General features: G+C 59.5%; 15 protein-coding genes. 6 read left to right on the top strand and 9 right to left on the bottom strand.

The features are described 5' to 3' along the window. Positions 1–8: 8 nt before the first annotated feature. Both ACVW0R_RS05360 and ACVW0R_RS05355 read right to left on the bottom strand, forming a co-directional pair. Complete coding sequence (locus tag ACVW0R_RS05360) at positions 9–1124, bottom strand: aldo/keto reductase (RefSeq protein WP_099812494.1); 1116 nt, start codon at positions 1122–1124, stop codon at positions 9–11. Between the two features lie 9 nt (positions 1125–1133). After that, positions 1134–2423, bottom strand: coding sequence for a cysteine desulfurase (locus ACVW0R_RS05355; RefSeq protein ID WP_011429299.1), 1290 nt, complete (start codon positions 2421–2423; stop codon positions 1134–1136). A gap of 168 nt (positions 2424–2591) precedes the next feature. On the opposite strand from ACVW0R_RS05355, the gene ACVW0R_RS05350 reads away from it, so the two are divergent. After that, on the top strand, positions 2592–2810 hold the full coding sequence (locus tag ACVW0R_RS05350) for a hypothetical protein (protein WP_011429298.1): 219 nt from the start codon (positions 2592–2594) through the stop codon (positions 2808–2810). Between the two features lie 110 nt (positions 2811–2920). Next, positions 2921–3229: a photosystem II assembly protein Psb35 gene (gene psb35, locus ACVW0R_RS05345; RefSeq protein ID WP_011429297.1), complete on the top strand. Its 309-nt coding sequence runs from the start codon at positions 2921–2923 to the stop codon at positions 3227–3229. A gap of 177 nt (positions 3230–3406) precedes the next feature. Here psb35 and ACVW0R_RS05340 read toward each other — a convergent pair whose 3' ends face one another. Together ACVW0R_RS05340 and ACVW0R_RS05335 are read right to left on the bottom strand one after the other, a co-directional pair. After that, positions 3407–4558, bottom strand: coding sequence for a glucose-6-phosphate dehydrogenase assembly protein OpcA (locus tag ACVW0R_RS05340; protein WP_457501770.1), 1152 nt, complete (start codon positions 4556–4558; stop codon positions 3407–3409). A gap of 110 nt (positions 4559–4668) precedes the next feature. Then, positions 4669–6267 carry a glucose-6-phosphate isomerase gene (locus tag ACVW0R_RS05335; protein ID WP_457501769.1) on the bottom strand — a complete coding sequence of 533 codons (1599 nt, stop codon included), beginning with the start codon at positions 6265–6267 and terminating at the stop codon, positions 4669–4671. Between the two features lie 185 nt (positions 6268–6452). Here ACVW0R_RS05335 and ribD point away from each other — a divergent pair, with 185 nt between their 5' ends. Both ribD and ACVW0R_RS05325 read left to right on the top strand, forming a co-directional pair. Beyond that, the gene (gene ribD / locus ACVW0R_RS05330) at positions 6453–7562 is read left to right on the top strand and encodes a bifunctional diaminohydroxyphosphoribosylaminopyrimidine deaminase/5-amino-6-(5-phosphoribosylamino)uracil reductase RibD (RefSeq protein ID WP_099812499.1); all 1110 of its coding nucleotides are present in this window, start codon (positions 6453–6455) and stop codon (positions 7560–7562) included. 443 nt (positions 7563–8005) lie between these two features. After that, complete coding sequence (locus ACVW0R_RS05325; protein WP_414390243.1) at positions 8006–9022, top strand: hypothetical protein; 1017 nt, start codon at positions 8006–8008, stop codon at positions 9020–9022. 190 nt (positions 9023–9212) lie between these two features. Here ACVW0R_RS05325 and ACVW0R_RS05320 read toward each other — a convergent pair whose 3' ends face one another. Further along, the gene (locus ACVW0R_RS05320; RefSeq protein ID WP_011429292.1) at positions 9213–9446 is read right to left on the bottom strand and encodes a hypothetical protein; all 234 of its coding nucleotides are present in this window, start codon (positions 9444–9446) and stop codon (positions 9213–9215) included. A gap of 403 nt (positions 9447–9849) precedes the next feature. On the opposite strand from ACVW0R_RS05320, the gene ACVW0R_RS05315 reads away from it, so the two are divergent. After that, entirely contained in the window at positions 9850–10089 is a 240-nt protein-coding gene (locus ACVW0R_RS05315; protein WP_011429291.1) for a hypothetical protein, read from the top strand. Here the strand turns inward: ACVW0R_RS05315 and ACVW0R_RS05310 are convergent. Continuing rightward, positions 10086–10913 carry a DUF1350 family protein gene (locus ACVW0R_RS05310; RefSeq protein WP_011429290.1) on the bottom strand — a complete coding sequence of 276 codons (828 nt, stop codon included), beginning with the start codon at positions 10911–10913 and terminating at the stop codon, positions 10086–10088. The two genes, ACVW0R_RS05315 and ACVW0R_RS05310, sit on opposite strands and share 4 nt — an antisense overlap. A 437-nt stretch (positions 10914–11350) precedes the next feature. Between ACVW0R_RS05310 and ACVW0R_RS05305 the strand changes: the two genes are divergently transcribed. Then, a complete protein-coding gene (locus tag ACVW0R_RS05305) occupies positions 11351–11593 on the top strand; it encodes a hypothetical protein (protein ID WP_041438072.1) in 243 nt (80 codons plus the stop codon). A gap of 51 nt (positions 11594–11644) precedes the next feature. Here the strand turns inward: ACVW0R_RS05305 and ACVW0R_RS05300 are convergent, their stop codons facing one another. The 3 genes from ACVW0R_RS05300 to ACVW0R_RS05290 are packed head-to-tail and all read right to left on the bottom strand — an operon-like array spanning position 11645 to position 13634. Continuing rightward, positions 11645–12481: a SirB1 family protein gene (locus ACVW0R_RS05300; RefSeq protein WP_099812501.1), complete on the bottom strand. Its 837-nt coding sequence runs from the start codon at positions 12479–12481 to the stop codon at positions 11645–11647. 31 nt (positions 12482–12512) lie between these two features. Continuing rightward, positions 12513–13130, bottom strand: coding sequence for a ZPR1-type zinc finger protein (locus ACVW0R_RS05295; protein ID WP_011429287.1), 618 nt, complete (start codon positions 13128–13130; stop codon positions 12513–12515). A gap of 42 nt (positions 13131–13172) precedes the next feature. Further along, on the bottom strand, positions 13173–13634 hold the full coding sequence (locus ACVW0R_RS05290; RefSeq protein WP_041438070.1) for a divergent PAP2 family protein: 462 nt from the start codon (positions 13632–13634) through the stop codon (positions 13173–13175). Between the last annotated feature and the right edge of the window lie 3 nt (positions 13635–13637).

The raw sequence follows: 13637 nt of genomic DNA, 5'->3' as shown, positions 1-13637 counted from the left end.
AGGGGCCCTTACTCCCACAGCCGCCGGATGGGAGAGCGGTGCAAAAGGCGGTGGGTTTCGGCCAACAACTCCGGGATCGGCAGGTGCTGCGGACAACGGGGCAGGCAGTCGCCGCACTCGCTGCAGCGGTCGGCAGGCACCCCTGGGAACCAGTGCCCTGCCTGGCCGAACATGTTGTAGCGATATTGGGCAAACTCGGTCATCTCGTGGGCAAGAGCCAAGTTGCGCAGCCGCAGCACCTCTGGGATGTGGATCCCTTCGGGACAGGGCAGGCAGGCGTAGCACTGGGCACAGCGGCTGGAGCCCAGGCGTTCCTGCTCCGCTTGATGCAGCCGCTCCTGTACCTGCAGGCCCTCCGTCCACCAGCGCTCGGGATCCTGCAGGGCCGCCAGGGCCGTCTGCAGCTCGTCGGGATGGGTAATGCCCAGGCTGAGGGTGTGGATGCGGGGATCCGCCAGCAAAAATCGATAGGCAAACTCCAGGGGGCTAAAGGGCGCACAGCTCTCCCGGAGACGCTGGGGCGGGCGATAGAGCATCCCCCCTTTGTCGGCAGGGGAGATGATGAACACCCCCATATCCTGCTGGGCTGCCGCCTCCAGGGCCGCGGCATTGCGCTGCTGGAAAAAGTGGTAGTGCAAATTCACAAAGTCAAACTGGCCCCTCTGGATGGCCTGCAGGATTAGCTCCAGGGATCCATGAGTGGAAAAGCCGATGTAGCGCACCAAGCCCTCCTGCTGCGCCTGCCGCAGCAGCGGCAAGCCCTCCTGCAGCACCCACTCCAGGTGTTCGGGCAGGTTGATGCCGTGGAAGGCAAACTGATCCAAATACTCCACCTGTAGCCGCTGCAGGGATCCCTCCAGCCGTTCCCGCAGCCTCTCGCCGGGCGTAAGCTTGGTGGTCAGGATCAGGCGCTGCCGCGGCACCGCCAGCTTCTGCAGGATCTCCCCCAAGAGCACCTCGGCCTGGCCATAGGCCTGCGCCGTTTCGATGTGGTTGATCCCTGCTTCTAGCGCCGCTGCCACCGTGGCCTGGGCCTGCTCCGGCGGCACATGGACTAGGCGCATGCTGCCCAGGGAGAAAGCCGACATAAGCTGCTGTGTGCGCCCAAAGCGGCGGTAGAGCATCTTCCTCGGCTACCCCAAGGCCTCCCTGAAAAACGCCACCGCCTCCGCCAGCACCTCCAGGAAGCGATCCACCTCGGCCAAGGTGTTGTAGAGGTAAACGCTGGCCCGCGCCGTCGATTGCACCTGCAAGTGGCGATGCAGCGGCTGGGTGCAGTGGTGGCCGGCCCGGATGGCGATCCCCTGCTCATCCAGCAGCGTAGACAGGTCGTGGGGGTGGATGCCCTCCGCCGAAAAGCTGACCAGCCCCGCCCGCCGCGTCGGGTCCTTGGGGCCATAGATTGTAATGCCTGGAATGCGCTGAAGCCCTTCTAGGAGGCGAGCGGTTAACTTTTGCTCATGGGCATGCACGCGCTCCAGACCGATCTGGCTTAGGTAATCGACGGCTGCCCCCAGACCCACGGCTTGGGCAATGGCCGGCGTGCCCGCCTCAAACTTGTGGGGGATATCGGCGTAGGTGGCGTGATCCCAGTACACCTCGGCAATCATCTCGCCCCCGCCCAAAAAGGGCGGCATGGCCCGCAGCAGCTCCCGCTTGCCGTAGAGCACCCCGATCCCCGTGGGGCCGCCCATCTTGTGCCCAGAAAAGGCCAGCCAATCGCAGTCTAGGGCCTGCACATCCACCGGCATGTGGGGCACGCTCTGACAGGCATCCAGCAACACCTTGGCCCCACAGCGATGGGCTAACTCAACCACCTCCCGGACAGGGTTGATGGATCCCAGCATGTTGGAGACGTGAGTTACAGCCACTAGGCGGGTGCGGTCGCCCAGCAAAGAGCGGTAGTGCTCCAAATCCAGCTCGCCCTCGGGCGTGATCTGGATAAACTTGAGGCAGGCCCCCGTCTTTTGAGCCACGAATTGCCAGGGGATCAAGTTGCTGTGGTGCTCCATCACCGACAGAATAATCTCATCCCCCCGCTCTAGGGTGCTCATGCCCCAACTGTAGGCCACCAGGTTAATGGCCTCGCTGGCGTTGCGGGTGTAGATGATCTCTTGCGGGGAAGGCGCGTTGATAAAGCGGGCAATCTTCTCCCGCGCCCCCTCGTAGGCCTCCGTGGCTTCGTTGCCCAAGGTATGCACTCCCCGGTGCACGTTGGCGTTGCTGTGCCGATAGTAGAAATCCATTGCCTGCAAAACCGCCAGCGGCTTCTGGGAAGTGGCCGCATTGTCAAAATAGATGAGCGGCTGGCCGTTGACTTGGCGCTGCAAAATTGGAAAATCCGACCGCACCTGGGCAGCTAAGTCGGCAGCAGCGTCAAAAGCCTGGTCCAGCTTGGGGGAAGAAAGAGAGGATACCGCCATAGTCTGCGCAGAAGCCTACCTCCCTCAGTATGGCATCGCTCTGGGCACCCCTCGGCAAACTCCTTCCCTCTCGCCAGGGATCCCTACCTCCCCTCGCCAGTCGGAAAAGTTGTCAAGAACTGTAATTTTATGTTAAGTTTGTTTACGTACAGTTATGAGGCATTACCTATGCAATCCTCTCCTAGGATCCCTTCTCGCCTGGACTCCGCTTCTGTGGCCCAATACTACGACACCACCAACGACTGGATCCCGGGCTGGACGGAGCAGGCGGAGCGTTGGAATGGCCGCCTGGCTATGGTGGGTTTGGTGATCAGCGTTGCCACAGAGGCGCTGGTGGGTCACAGTGTTTTTGCCACCACTCTCGCTCAGTGGCTGGGACTGCGATAGTTGAGAACATCTGAGTTTTACGCAAGCATCAGGTCGGGCGTTCTGTCTGGGGGCTGCCCGATCGGCTCGCTACCCAGGCTATTGACTGTTTCACTGAACCCAACAGGCCGATGATCCTCGACAACCCTTTCTTTCCTTACATTGCCGTTATGGTGAGCGGGCTGGTGGCTGCTGTTGCCCTCGGTTCGATGGCTTTCTTCAACTCCAAGCGTCCTGCGGGCTGGGAGGGTGCTGCTCGTCCGCGATACGTGCCTCAGTATGGGCAAGAGGGCGAGGCTCCGCCCGAGTGGGAAATTGGGTGGACGGAAAAGGCCGAGCGCTGGAACGGGCGATTGGCCATGCTGGGGTTTGCCATGAGCATTGCGGTGGAAGCCCTGGTAGGTCACAGCGTGCTGGCCTCCGTCCTGGGGCTGCGCTGAGCTGGCTTCGACAGTGGATAGGCGGATCTGGCTAGCTTTCTTGGGCCGATTTGTCAGGATATCCCGAGAAGCCTAGGTTCTCGTCTGTCAAGCGCTGGGTTGGGGTCTTCGCTTCCCTGCATTTGAACGCGAGACAGTATCCGTCTCCCCAAGATTGCCAACAACGAAATCGAGATTCTACCCCAGCGCTCCGCTTTTCTTTAATTTGAGGATCTGGGCCACCACCCCTAAGGTCTCTTCGTAAAGATAGTTGGGGCCAGGCCGCTGCAACTCGGCAGCTAGCAGCGTTTCCAAGGACTCCTGCTCCAGGGGAGCCACCTGGCGAACCACGCACCTCTGGGCACCTCCCATGGCTTCCATGCGCATGCACCCTGTGGTTTCTGAACAGAGCACGGTGCAGGCGTCGGCTTCCTGGTTGCTGGAGGTGAGGCGCAAGCCGATGAGATCTCCCGCCTGGCTCATCTCCGAGACCAGGGGCACGGCAGCCAATTCTGCCCTCACCTCGCCTCCCGCTTGGGTTTGGAAGCGGATGCGGTCGATCTCGTAGTCGTGTTCCCAAGTCTGGGCCCGCTCGGTGGGCGTCCACCCCAGCCGGCTGGCCAGCCAGCCCAAGAAAAGGAGGGCCTGGCAGGGGTTGCCAGCTCTGTAGTCAATGGTTACTTGATCTATCCAGGACAGAGACTCTCGCCGATCTGGGGGGTCGAAGGCTTGGGCGGTGAGTTCCTGCCAGGGCAGCAGCCGTCGCCAGTTGAGATCCCCGCAGTGGTGCCCCTCGCTGATGAGGAGATGAATTTCCTGCAGGTCTTCTTCTGGGTTGACAAAGCCCCGCGAGTCGACGATGACGCGGTTGCTCAGGGCTACCAGCTTTTGAAACAACAAGCTATTCAAGTCTAAGTTCCCTTGCCACCACAGGAACGTGGGCAGGTTGGGGATCAACAGCGAGGCGACAGTGCTGCAAGCGCGCACAAAAGCCGATTCCGGCGCTTTCAGGGTGATGTACTCACAACACACCAGCGAGCTGCGCTGCTCGCGGGTCACCGGGCAATAGGCCGCCACCTGGGCCTCGATGGCGTCGTCTGTGGCTCCCTCCCGTTTGGCCCTTAGGTCGATGACGCGGCAGGGGTTCTGGGTGGCAATGGCTTCGACGGTGGGGGAAGGCAGCAGCAGGGCATCGTCTAGCGACTCATACACCACCAGGGTAAAGGTGGCAGCCCGGGCGGCAACGCTCTCTCCCTTGGAGGACCAGATCTTGTTCAGCTCCTGGTCAATGTCCTCGATGGAGACATCTTTTGGGGTTTGTAAAGGCAGGACGGCGGCAGGTTGGTCCATAGTCTCCTCCTGGAGTAGCCTCTTGCTCGATTCTAGGCAGACAGGCCGGCTGCCCAGGAGGGGTTTAAGGTGAGATACAGATCTTTCTTCAGGCTGCCTCTTCTAAACCCTCAGGCCGGGCGCGGCTGGATGCTTAGCTCCAAGGGTCGGCCAGGATCCCCCACAAGCACTAGACTGCGGCCATTGGCTTGCAGATGCCGCACAATCCAGTACAGGGTCTCGATGCGCTCTGGGCAGCCCAGTTTTTCCGCCAACTGGGGCAAGGTCAGGGATCCCTTTTGCTCTTGCATCACCTCCAGCACCTGACGCTGGAGCTGCAGGACGGCGCTAGCCGCTTTCTTGCCGGCTTCCACCCCCGGCTGGTGATAGGCGTTGACCTGGATCAAGGAGGCGTAGAGGCCCACTGCCCGTTCGTAGAGGGCAATCAGGGCCCCCACGGAGCGGGCATCCACCCGCGGCAGCGTCACTGTGACGGAGTCGCGCCCGTTTTCGTAGAGGGCTTGGCGGGTGCCCTGCAGCAGGCCATCCAGATAGTCGCCGCTGGTTACCTCGGGCTCTACGAAGGGGGAAGGGATCCCGGGCTCGCGATCCTGAAGCACCTCGATGAAGGTGACGAAGAAGTTGTTGAGGCCGTCCCGCAACTGCTGCACGTAGGCGTGCTGATCGGTGGTGCCCTTGTTGCCGTAGACGGTTAGGCCCTGCTCCACGCGGTTGCCCTGCAGGTCGTGGGACTTGCCTAGAGATTCCATCACCAACTGCTGCAGGTAGCGGCTAAACAGCGCCAGGCGGTCTTTGTAGGGTAAAACCACCATATCCTTGCGCCCTCGCCCCTCGCCGACGATGTACCAGGCCATGGCCAAGAGGGCGGCAGGATTGCGCTCCAGATGGGGTACGCGGGTGGCTTTGTCCATGGTGGCAGCTCCGGCCAGCAAAGCCCGGATGTCGATCCCCTGCAACGCTGCCGGCAGCAGGCCCACCGCGGAAGTTTCCGAGGTGCGCCCCCCCACCCAGTCGAAGATGGGAAAAACGGCTAGCCACCCCTCCTGCCGCGCCTGCTGCTCCAATTGGCTGCCGGGGCCGGTGATGGCCACTGCATGGGCAGAAAAGGGGATCCCTGCCTTCCGGTAAGCCAGCTCCACTTCCACCAAGGCGTTGCGCGGCTCGGGCGTGTTGCCGGATTTGGAGGTGACAACCACCAGGGTTTGTCCCAGTTTGCCGGCCAGCCGTCCCAGCACCCGGTCAAACCCGTCCGGATCCGTGTTGTCGATGAAGTGAATGTTCAAGGGCGGCTGCAGCGGAGCCAGGGCCTCCGCCACAAATTGTGGCCCCAGAGCCGAGCCGCCAATGCCAATCCAGAGCAGCTCGGTGAAACGCCCTCCCCCACTGGCTGGGATCACGCCGCCGTGGATCTTTTTGGCAAAGCTCTCCACCTGTTCAACGCAGTCTTGAATTGCCTGCCGGATTTCGGCAGTGGGAGCCAGCTCCGGCGCCCGCAGCCAGTAGTGGCCCACCTGGCGGCCTTCGTCGGGATTGGCAATGGCCCCGGCTTCTAGGGCCTGCATCTCGGCAAAGGCGCGGGCAAAGGCAGGCCGCAGCGCTTCCACCTGAGCGGAAGTAAAACGGATGCGGCTGATATCAACAAAAATTTCCAGCTCGGGATGGTAGTAGAGCCAATCGCAGTAGCGCTGCCAAAGTTGAAGGCTGTCCATGGGATCCCTTCTGCCAAGGCCGTAACCAGCTTACCAAAAACGCCCTCCAGCTCCTGGACGGGCCAGCGGGTGAAGTCGCCAACAGCGCCCAGATCCGTCGCGCACTTGAAGGGAACGGGTCGGCTTTTGTTCCCCAGATGGCAAGGCTAGAATCCAGAGCAACTGTAGCTTGATCCCGGCCCCTTATGAACTCGGATCGGCAATGGATGGAACGGTGCCTGTCCTTGGCCCGCTCCACACCGCAGCGCCCCTCCCCTAACCCGCGGGTAGCTTGCGTTATTGTCCGGGGGGATCAGGTGGTGGGGGAAGGCGTTCATCCGGGAGCCGGCCAGCCCCACGCCGAGGTGTTGGCTCTGCAGCAGGCGGGATCCCTGGCCAAGGGCGCTACCCTCTACGTCAACCTCGAGCCCTGCAACCACTACGGGCGCACCCCTCCCTGTACCGAGGCCATCCTGGCTGCCGGGATCCGGCGGGTGGTGGTGGGAATGCAGGATCCCAATCCCCTGGTGGCCGGCAAAGGGATCCGCCGCCTGCAGGAGGCAGGGGTTGAGGTGACGGTGGGGGTGCTGGAGCAGGAATGTCAGGAGCTCAACGAAGGCTTTGCCTTCGCCATTGTGCAGAAACGGTGTTTTGGCCTGCTCAAATACGCCATGACCCTAGACGGCAAGAGCGCCGCCGCCACCGGCCACAGCCGCTGGATCAGCAATCCGCTGGCGCGAGAGTGGGTTCACCGCCAGCGGGCCTGGCACGATGCAGTCATCGTGGGCTCCGGCACCGTCTGGCACGATAACCCCCACCTTACCTGCCGCCTGCCGGATTTTCACGGATCCCAGCCCCTGCGAGTGGTTCTCAGCCGCTCTCTGAATCTGCCCCCGCTGGCCCACCTGTGGCGAGCGGAGGAGGCGCCAACTTTGGTGATTACCGAGGCCACTGAAGCCCATCCCCTCTGGGGATCCCTGGCCAAGCAAGGGGTGGAGCTGCTGCACCTGGATCAAGTAACCCCGGCTCAAGCGGCGCAGGTTCTCTTTGAGCGAGGCTGTCTGAGTGCCCTCTGGGAATGCGGCGGCACCTTGGCCTGGGCAGCCCTTAAAGATGGGGCCATCCAGAAGGTGGCCGCCTTCATCGCTCCCAAGATCTTGGGCGGGGCCGACGCGCCAACCCCCGTAGCAGGAGAAGGGATCCCGGATGTGAACCAAAGCTGGCAACTGTTGGAGCCGCAACTGCAGACTGTGGGGGATAACTGGTTGATAACCGGGAAGATCCTCCCTTCTGGCGCCGACGACTCCGGTGAATGATTTGTTCTCGATGACTCTCAATTGTCATCCGAGAGAGTTTTAGGTTTTTGAACGAACAAAATCATATCTGCTTAAGGTAAACGAGTATACTGCTCAGAAAGAATGTGGCGTTTCTGAAAAACAGGGATCGAAACTGAGCTAGCCTGTGATAGGCTACTGGTGCCCTCTAGAGCTTGCGGTTCAAAGGAATATAGCCCACAGAAAAAACTTTACCTGAGTAAGGTTTCAGCTCGTGTGACGATACGGGTTTTGCCCAAGCAGGCTGTAACTGCCATTTTGCCAAAAGCCACCCGGATCATTGAGCTCCTCTGGGGTGAGCCTTGAGAAAGCGACAACAAAGGGCTGTCCTTCTTGTCCAGTCTCCTTTCGTTGCCTGCCCGGCGAGCTGATTGAGAACTTTCCCCTCTCATTTCCCAGTACAAATCTTGGTAGGGAGGATCATCATGTTGAACCTTTTTGCCGGCCTGCTCTTTGCCTCGGCTCACCTCAGCCCTTCAGGAAATGTCCTCATTGAAGGAGATGTGGGGGAGTGGGCTTTTGCTGATCGCCAAGTTACTGAGACAGCTACATTGACTGTTCTCATACGGCCCGAGGCGAGCTTGGCCTCTTGGAGAGAAATGCTCTCGGTCATGAACGTTCAGGTACCAAAATTGCCCCGCTTCCTGGCAAACAATATGCGGAATAATCTCCTAGAGTACTGCCCCCAAACAATGTGGGAGTTTCACCGGGAAAGCGAAGAGGATGTCCTCTACGAGTTCCGTAGCGCCGGCTGTCGTGGGCAGGTTGCCGGGATCCAAGAGCATGAAATTGGCCGCATCACCCAAGGCCCAGACGGCCCTGTGCGCATTGCCTACGCCGCCAAGCCAGAGATGACACCCGAAATGCGGAGCCGCTGGCTGAACTTGCTGGGCAGCGAGGTGGGGACGGCTCGGGGCTTTCCCATCCAAAACCTTACCGGGGCCGCCCGAAAGCCTTCTTCCCCAGCTCCAGAGCAGCCGATCGCCCACTGGCTACAGGAAGCAACCGAGGCCCTGAAGCGGCAGGAAGATTTGCTGGCCGAGCTGGATCGCCTCGCTCAGGAAGCGCAAGCCAATGCCCGCGCCTATAGCCAGAAAGCCCCAAACGAGGCGGGGACAAGGGTGATCAGCCTGCACCGAGGTCGGGGAGACGGCAGCCCTGGCGAGGCCACAACCGAGTTTAAGACCACCGACACCTTGATCTGGGCCATCTTGCCGGTGGGCAGCCTCCCTGCCAACGCCCAGGTGGAGATGCTCTGGTACTACGAGGGCGGAGAAGCCGGGAGCGAGCAACTGATCCGCAAGTTTGATTTTCCCTGGGATCCCCTAGCCGACACGGTGCGAGGCTTTCTCAGCTTCAGCCAACCCTACACCGGGCGCTACCGCGTCGAGGTTCATGTCAACGGCGAGAAGATAGGAGTTGGCCGCTTTACAATTCGGTAGCCTTAGCTTGGCTCCCGCTTCCAACTCTTTTCTCTCGGAGGGAGACCGGCCTCTCTCTTAGAAGACTTACAGACAACAATTTTTAACTATAAATCCAGACTTTCCGGCAGGGCAATGTCCATCGCCATCTGCCTGTTTTTCGCGCTGTGAAGACCGTTGTGCTGAGAGTGAAAAGATAGCTCGACATTCTCTAGCGAGTTCTGATCACAGCTCTAGCTTTGAGGTTGTAGATAAAGCTGGTGCGGTACTGCAACAGCAAATTGCGCAGGTAAAGGGGCAAGTTGCGCTGGTAGAGTAGGCGAGTTCTGCGGTAGATCAGTTTGCGGCGACGGTTGATCGCCCGGCTGCGCTGCTGCAAAGGAGCCTGCAGAGAACGCTGAAGTGCCAGGGATCCAGCCGCGCCGGCCAGCCTCCGCCGTACCATACCCCACCTCTCAAGCAGCAGTTAGCTCAAGTGTAAGGGATCCCCCTGCGAGCAGCCGCTGGCGGGTCGATGTATTTTGGTATCCTGCAGACAATTGGCCTGAGGAGCTAGGAGCTGCCCGGAAGCTTTCTCCTTTGCCAGATCTTGCAACAGTTGCCGGCGCTTCCCCCGAAGGGCGACAGGTGTAGGCCGCTTGAACGCCCAGCAATCTTTGCCAGCGGGATCCCTTTGGGGCCTGTAGCTTAGACAAGGCCGGCAAGGCCCCAGGGGGCCGCGCCCGCCGCTACCCCGCCGACAAGTTGCTGGCTGCAGAAGACAGAGAACTCTTTACGCTTTAACCAGGTTTTGTCAATAGCAGTTGAGCGACAGGTTCGTTACAATAGATTACAGCTTAGATTACGATATGTTGATTATCCTTGCCATTGTGATCCTACTGGGGTTCTGGGCGCTGCGCTTAATGGAACAGGCGTTTCAGCGGCAGGAGTTCTCGCGCATGTTGGCGGGAACGCTGGTGGCCGTAGCTGCCGGTGGTGTTTTAACCTGTTACTTCCTGATGAGCGATATTCTACAGATGCTGTTTCCTCTGCAGGCTCAGTCTCCCCACTCACAGGAGCTCCTCTCCGACCTAAGCTGGCTCGACTAAGCCAGTTGTGCTGCCAGCCAGGCTTGAATACTCCGGATCATTCGTTGGTTAGGAGCCAGTAAGTTTTGATAAAAAAACTGCGCGAAAGCATCGATGGGACTGAACTCCCCCCCGACCCGGAAAGGATAGCTGAAACCCAGCGGGGTTAAGTGATCCCCCTCCAGGCGTTGCCATTCGGTGTAGCCTCCGTACTTGCGGCGAAGCTGTTGATAGAGCAGCGGAATATCGTCAATATCATCCTGCTGAAACTCTACAAGCAGGTTGTTTCTAACCGGATACTGCTCCTCGATAAGGCGATTGGTTTCTGCCGGAGAAGGCTCAAACTCCAACCACAGATTCACTGGCGGTGACGAGGATCCCATCCACATCCGCCACAGAGTGCTCAGTTGCTGTTGCGGCCACGCCTGGGCCAAGGCCTGCAGCACCGGCAGCGCCCGTTCCAGTCCCGCATTGCTGTAGGCCAAGAAAATATTGCCGCGCCGCTGGGATCCCAAAGAAGGAAGGGCTAGGCAGGAGAGGATCTGCAGCTTACCGCCAAGGCTGTGGCCCAAGCCAAAGAGGGGCAACCCCATCAAACCTTTGCTCTGCAGGCTTCTATGCAAAGATTGCGCTGCTTTAAAAGCCAGTTGCGCGTGATCGATATCGGTGGTGTAGGGGGTAGCCACAACGGCCATGCCCATACGGGCCAATTCTTCCAGCAGGCGGCTGTAGAAAAATTGTGGGGCGGATCCCACAAAAGCTCCGCCCAGAAAGTGGATCACGGCACGGGGTTGGGGAGGCAGAAGAAACCAAGTCTGTCCATCCGTTTGCCAAGTCAATGTCATGGTGCTACAACCTCACCTGCGATTTGACTGGGATTTCCCAGAAAACCCGCTAGCCGACAGGATCCCACTTCATCCTAATGGAGTACCAACAGACTAGTGGATCGCCCCCCGGGATCCTAGACCAAGCAACTCACTCGTGGCGCGACTGGCCCCAAAGTCGCCAAAACTGCAGCAGCTATCGGGTGAACCCATCACTCGCACCCCCTTCGCAAAAGATTGGGAAAGGCGAACCGGACAAGCCTCCCTGGGGAGCTCCCAAGCCTCGGCGAGGCCCCGTGAAAGTACCCTTGGCAGTTTCCCTTAGCATGGGCGGCCCTAGATCTTGGCCAAAATACGTGATCCTCAGGATGGCTACGTCAAGTATTTCTTGCATTCTAGGTTTATGAGCTCAGATAACAAATTCTCCGCTGAGATTGCCATCAGATTGTGAGGTTGTAATGAGCATTCGCGAGATTATCGACGAGGTCTTACGATCCTCGACCCTGACGCTGCAGCAGGAGTTTTCTATTAACAAAATCCTTCGGGAAAAAGACTACAACCTATCTGACCTGGAAGCTTTAGACGAGCTGGTAGAGGCAATTCTTCGCCAGGAGGTGAAAGCTGCTCCAGACTCTTGCAAAAGCCCCAGCGACACCCAAAGATGGCAAGGCGAGATCTCAGGTGAGATCCGTATTGCTTAGGTGGCCAGCTCTCGATTGGAGGATTTTTTCGAGCAATTGCTGCACCTGACTTTAGTCAGAGTAAGCTTCTAGCCTTTGTAGGATCTCTTGGATTAAATGCTCGTCGGGGCCGCTGAGCTCTGGGTGGAGGGTCGCCTGGTTGAGGTAGTGCCTCAGATCCTGACAGGCCTGCTGCCAACGCCCCAACTGGTAACAGAGCAAGCCCCGATCCCTCAGGTGGGGCAAGGACTCTGGGATCAATAACAAGATGCGCTCCACCGCTGCCAAGGCAAGCTCTAGCTGGGCGCGGCTCAAGTAAATCTGCTTAAGATTGTTGAGCAGCCGCACCAAGATTAGGCGAGGAGGGGTGGGGCGGAGGTGATGATCTTGTAAAGGGATCCTGGGCCCGTAGATCTGTGCCAAACGCTCTTGGCAGTCCTCGGGAAACAAAATTTCTCCCTGATGAAAGGGATCCACAAAAATCTCCGCGTCTGCAAACAGGGGCCGCACCAGAAAGTGGCCGGGCATGCCTACCCCTGCCATGGGAAAATCGATCCGCCGCGCCAGCTCTAGATAGATCAGAGAAAGAGTGATCGGGATCCCGGTGCGCCGATCGATCACCTCGTTTAAAAAGCTGTTGCGCGGGTCATAATAGTCTTCGCTGTTGCCACAAAAGCCCAGATCTTCAAAGAGATAGCGATTTAAAATCCGGATGACGCGCAGGGGGTAGCGCTCGGGAGGAAGACGCTCTTGCACTTCTGCGGCCATCTCATCCAAAGCGGCCAAATACTCTTCTACATCCAAGTCGGGATAGGCTTCTTGGGCGATCCAGAGGGCCGCTCGGCCCAGATCGATGGGATCCGCTTGAATTTCTTGGAGGAAGCGTTGGCGGGCAGCAGGAATGCTCATGGGAGGCTGGAGTGTTTGTCAACCATCTCGGCTAGAACAGCAGCGTGCAGAAGCTGGTCAACAGCAGCGTCAATGCCGTCAGAAGCAGGCTAAAGCTCCACAGCCCCACGGCGGCAAACAGGAGGAGCCCGATGACCCAGATGAGCAGAGCATTCCAGTAGGGCCGGTTGGGGGCCTTGGAAACGTTGATTTTTTGGAAGAAGGGCAGCAGGATAAACGCCACATCCAGCAGCAGCCGCGGCAGCCGCAAATCCTGGGGCAACGGCCGATCCCGCACTGCCAAGTAGAGCAGCCCCCAGCTCAACAGGAGCGGGAGCAGCAACAGGTAATTGGATTCGGCCAGCAGCGGTCGATCCACGACTAGCGGAAACAGAGGGCTGATCCCCCAGCCCAGATAGAGGTAAAAGTCGAACTTCAACAGCGGCTGCAACAGAGGGGGCAGGCCGAGGCGCTGAATGTGTTGTTGAATCCTACTCCCCTGAGCTCCGGATCTCTGGCCCCCAGATCCGCCTGTTTGAGGGGTTTGCCCTGCCGGGGTTGCCCGCCAACCGCAGTGGTCGCAGTAGGGGGACTTGTAGCGATAGGCCGGGATCGGCTTGCCACAGGCCGGGCAGCGCTGGATCGGACGAGGTTGAGAACTGGAGGCCATGACCACCCGTGATGCTCCTGCTCTAGCATGCCCCAATTGCGTTCAGTTGATTCCCAGGACAAAAGATAACGTGATACAGGCTGCCCCCAAGGCTGCTCCGGCGATCACCTGGACGGGCGTATGGCCCAGCAACTCCCTCAAGTAGGGCTCCTGGAAGCGATCTGCACCCTTCTCCTCAAACCATTCTTCCATGAGGCGGTTCAGCACCCGCGCCTGCTTGCCGGCAGCCTGACGGATCCCGGCGGCATCGTACATCACCACCAGCGCAAAGACCATCGTTGCCGCAAACAGCAGGCTGTCCCAGCCTTCCTCCAGCCCCACCCCCACCGACAAAGCCGTTACCAGCGCTGCGTGAGAGCTGGGCATCCCCCCTGTCTCCACCAAAACCCGCAGGTTGAGCTTGCCCGAACGCACATAGGCCAGGATCAGCTTGATGGCCTGGGCCAAGACACTGGCCAGCAGAGCAACCCAGAGAACGTGGTTGGCCATCAACTGCTGCAGCATAGG

Source organism: Thermostichus sp. MS-CIW-15 (assembly GCF_054060575.1).
This window is presented reverse-complemented; position numbering and strand designations above follow the sequence as displayed.

Excerpts from the sequence above, each read along its gene's own strand:
- ACVW0R_RS05360 (WP_099812494.1), bottom strand. The coding sequence starts at position 1,124 with ATGCTCTACCGCCGCTTTGGGCGCACACAGCAGCTTATGTCGGCTTTC.
- ACVW0R_RS05355 (WP_011429299.1), bottom strand. The coding sequence starts at position 2,423 with ATGGCGGTATCCTCTCTTTCTTCCCCCAAGCTGGACCAGGCTTTTGAC.
- ACVW0R_RS05350 (WP_011429298.1), top strand. The coding sequence starts at position 2,592 with ATGCAATCCTCTCCTAGGATCCCTTCTCGCCTGGACTCCGCTTCTGTG.
- psb35 (WP_011429297.1), top strand. The coding sequence starts at position 2,921 with ATGATCCTCGACAACCCTTTCTTTCCTTACATTGCCGTTATGGTGAGC.
- ACVW0R_RS05340 (WP_457501770.1), bottom strand. The coding sequence starts at position 4,558 with ATGGACCAACCTGCCGCCGTCCTGCCTTTACAAACCCCAAAAGATGTC.
- ACVW0R_RS05335 (WP_457501769.1), bottom strand. The coding sequence starts at position 6,267 with ATGGACAGCCTTCAACTTTGGCAGCGCTACTGCGATTGGCTCTACTAC.
- ribD (WP_099812499.1), top strand. The coding sequence starts at position 6,453 with ATGAACTCGGATCGGCAATGGATGGAACGGTGCCTGTCCTTGGCCCGC.
- ACVW0R_RS05325 (WP_414390243.1), top strand. The coding sequence starts at position 8,006 with ATGTTGAACCTTTTTGCCGGCCTGCTCTTTGCCTCGGCTCACCTCAGC.
- ACVW0R_RS05320 (WP_011429292.1), bottom strand. The coding sequence starts at position 9,446 with ATGGTACGGCGGAGGCTGGCCGGCGCGGCTGGATCCCTGGCACTTCAG.
- ACVW0R_RS05315 (WP_011429291.1), top strand. The coding sequence starts at position 9,850 with ATGTTGATTATCCTTGCCATTGTGATCCTACTGGGGTTCTGGGCGCTG.
- ACVW0R_RS05310 (WP_011429290.1), bottom strand. The coding sequence starts at position 10,913 with ATGACATTGACTTGGCAAACGGATGGACAGACTTGGTTTCTTCTGCCT.
- ACVW0R_RS05305 (WP_041438072.1), top strand. The coding sequence starts at position 11,351 with ATGAGCATTCGCGAGATTATCGACGAGGTCTTACGATCCTCGACCCTG.
- ACVW0R_RS05300 (WP_099812501.1), bottom strand. The coding sequence starts at position 12,481 with ATGAGCATTCCTGCTGCCCGCCAACGCTTCCTCCAAGAAATTCAAGCG.
- ACVW0R_RS05295 (WP_011429287.1), bottom strand. The coding sequence starts at position 13,130 with ATGGCCTCCAGTTCTCAACCTCGTCCGATCCAGCGCTGCCCGGCCTGT.
- ACVW0R_RS05290 (WP_041438070.1), bottom strand. The coding sequence starts at position 13,634 with ATGCTGCAGCAGTTGATGGCCAACCACGTTCTCTGGGTTGCTCTGCTG.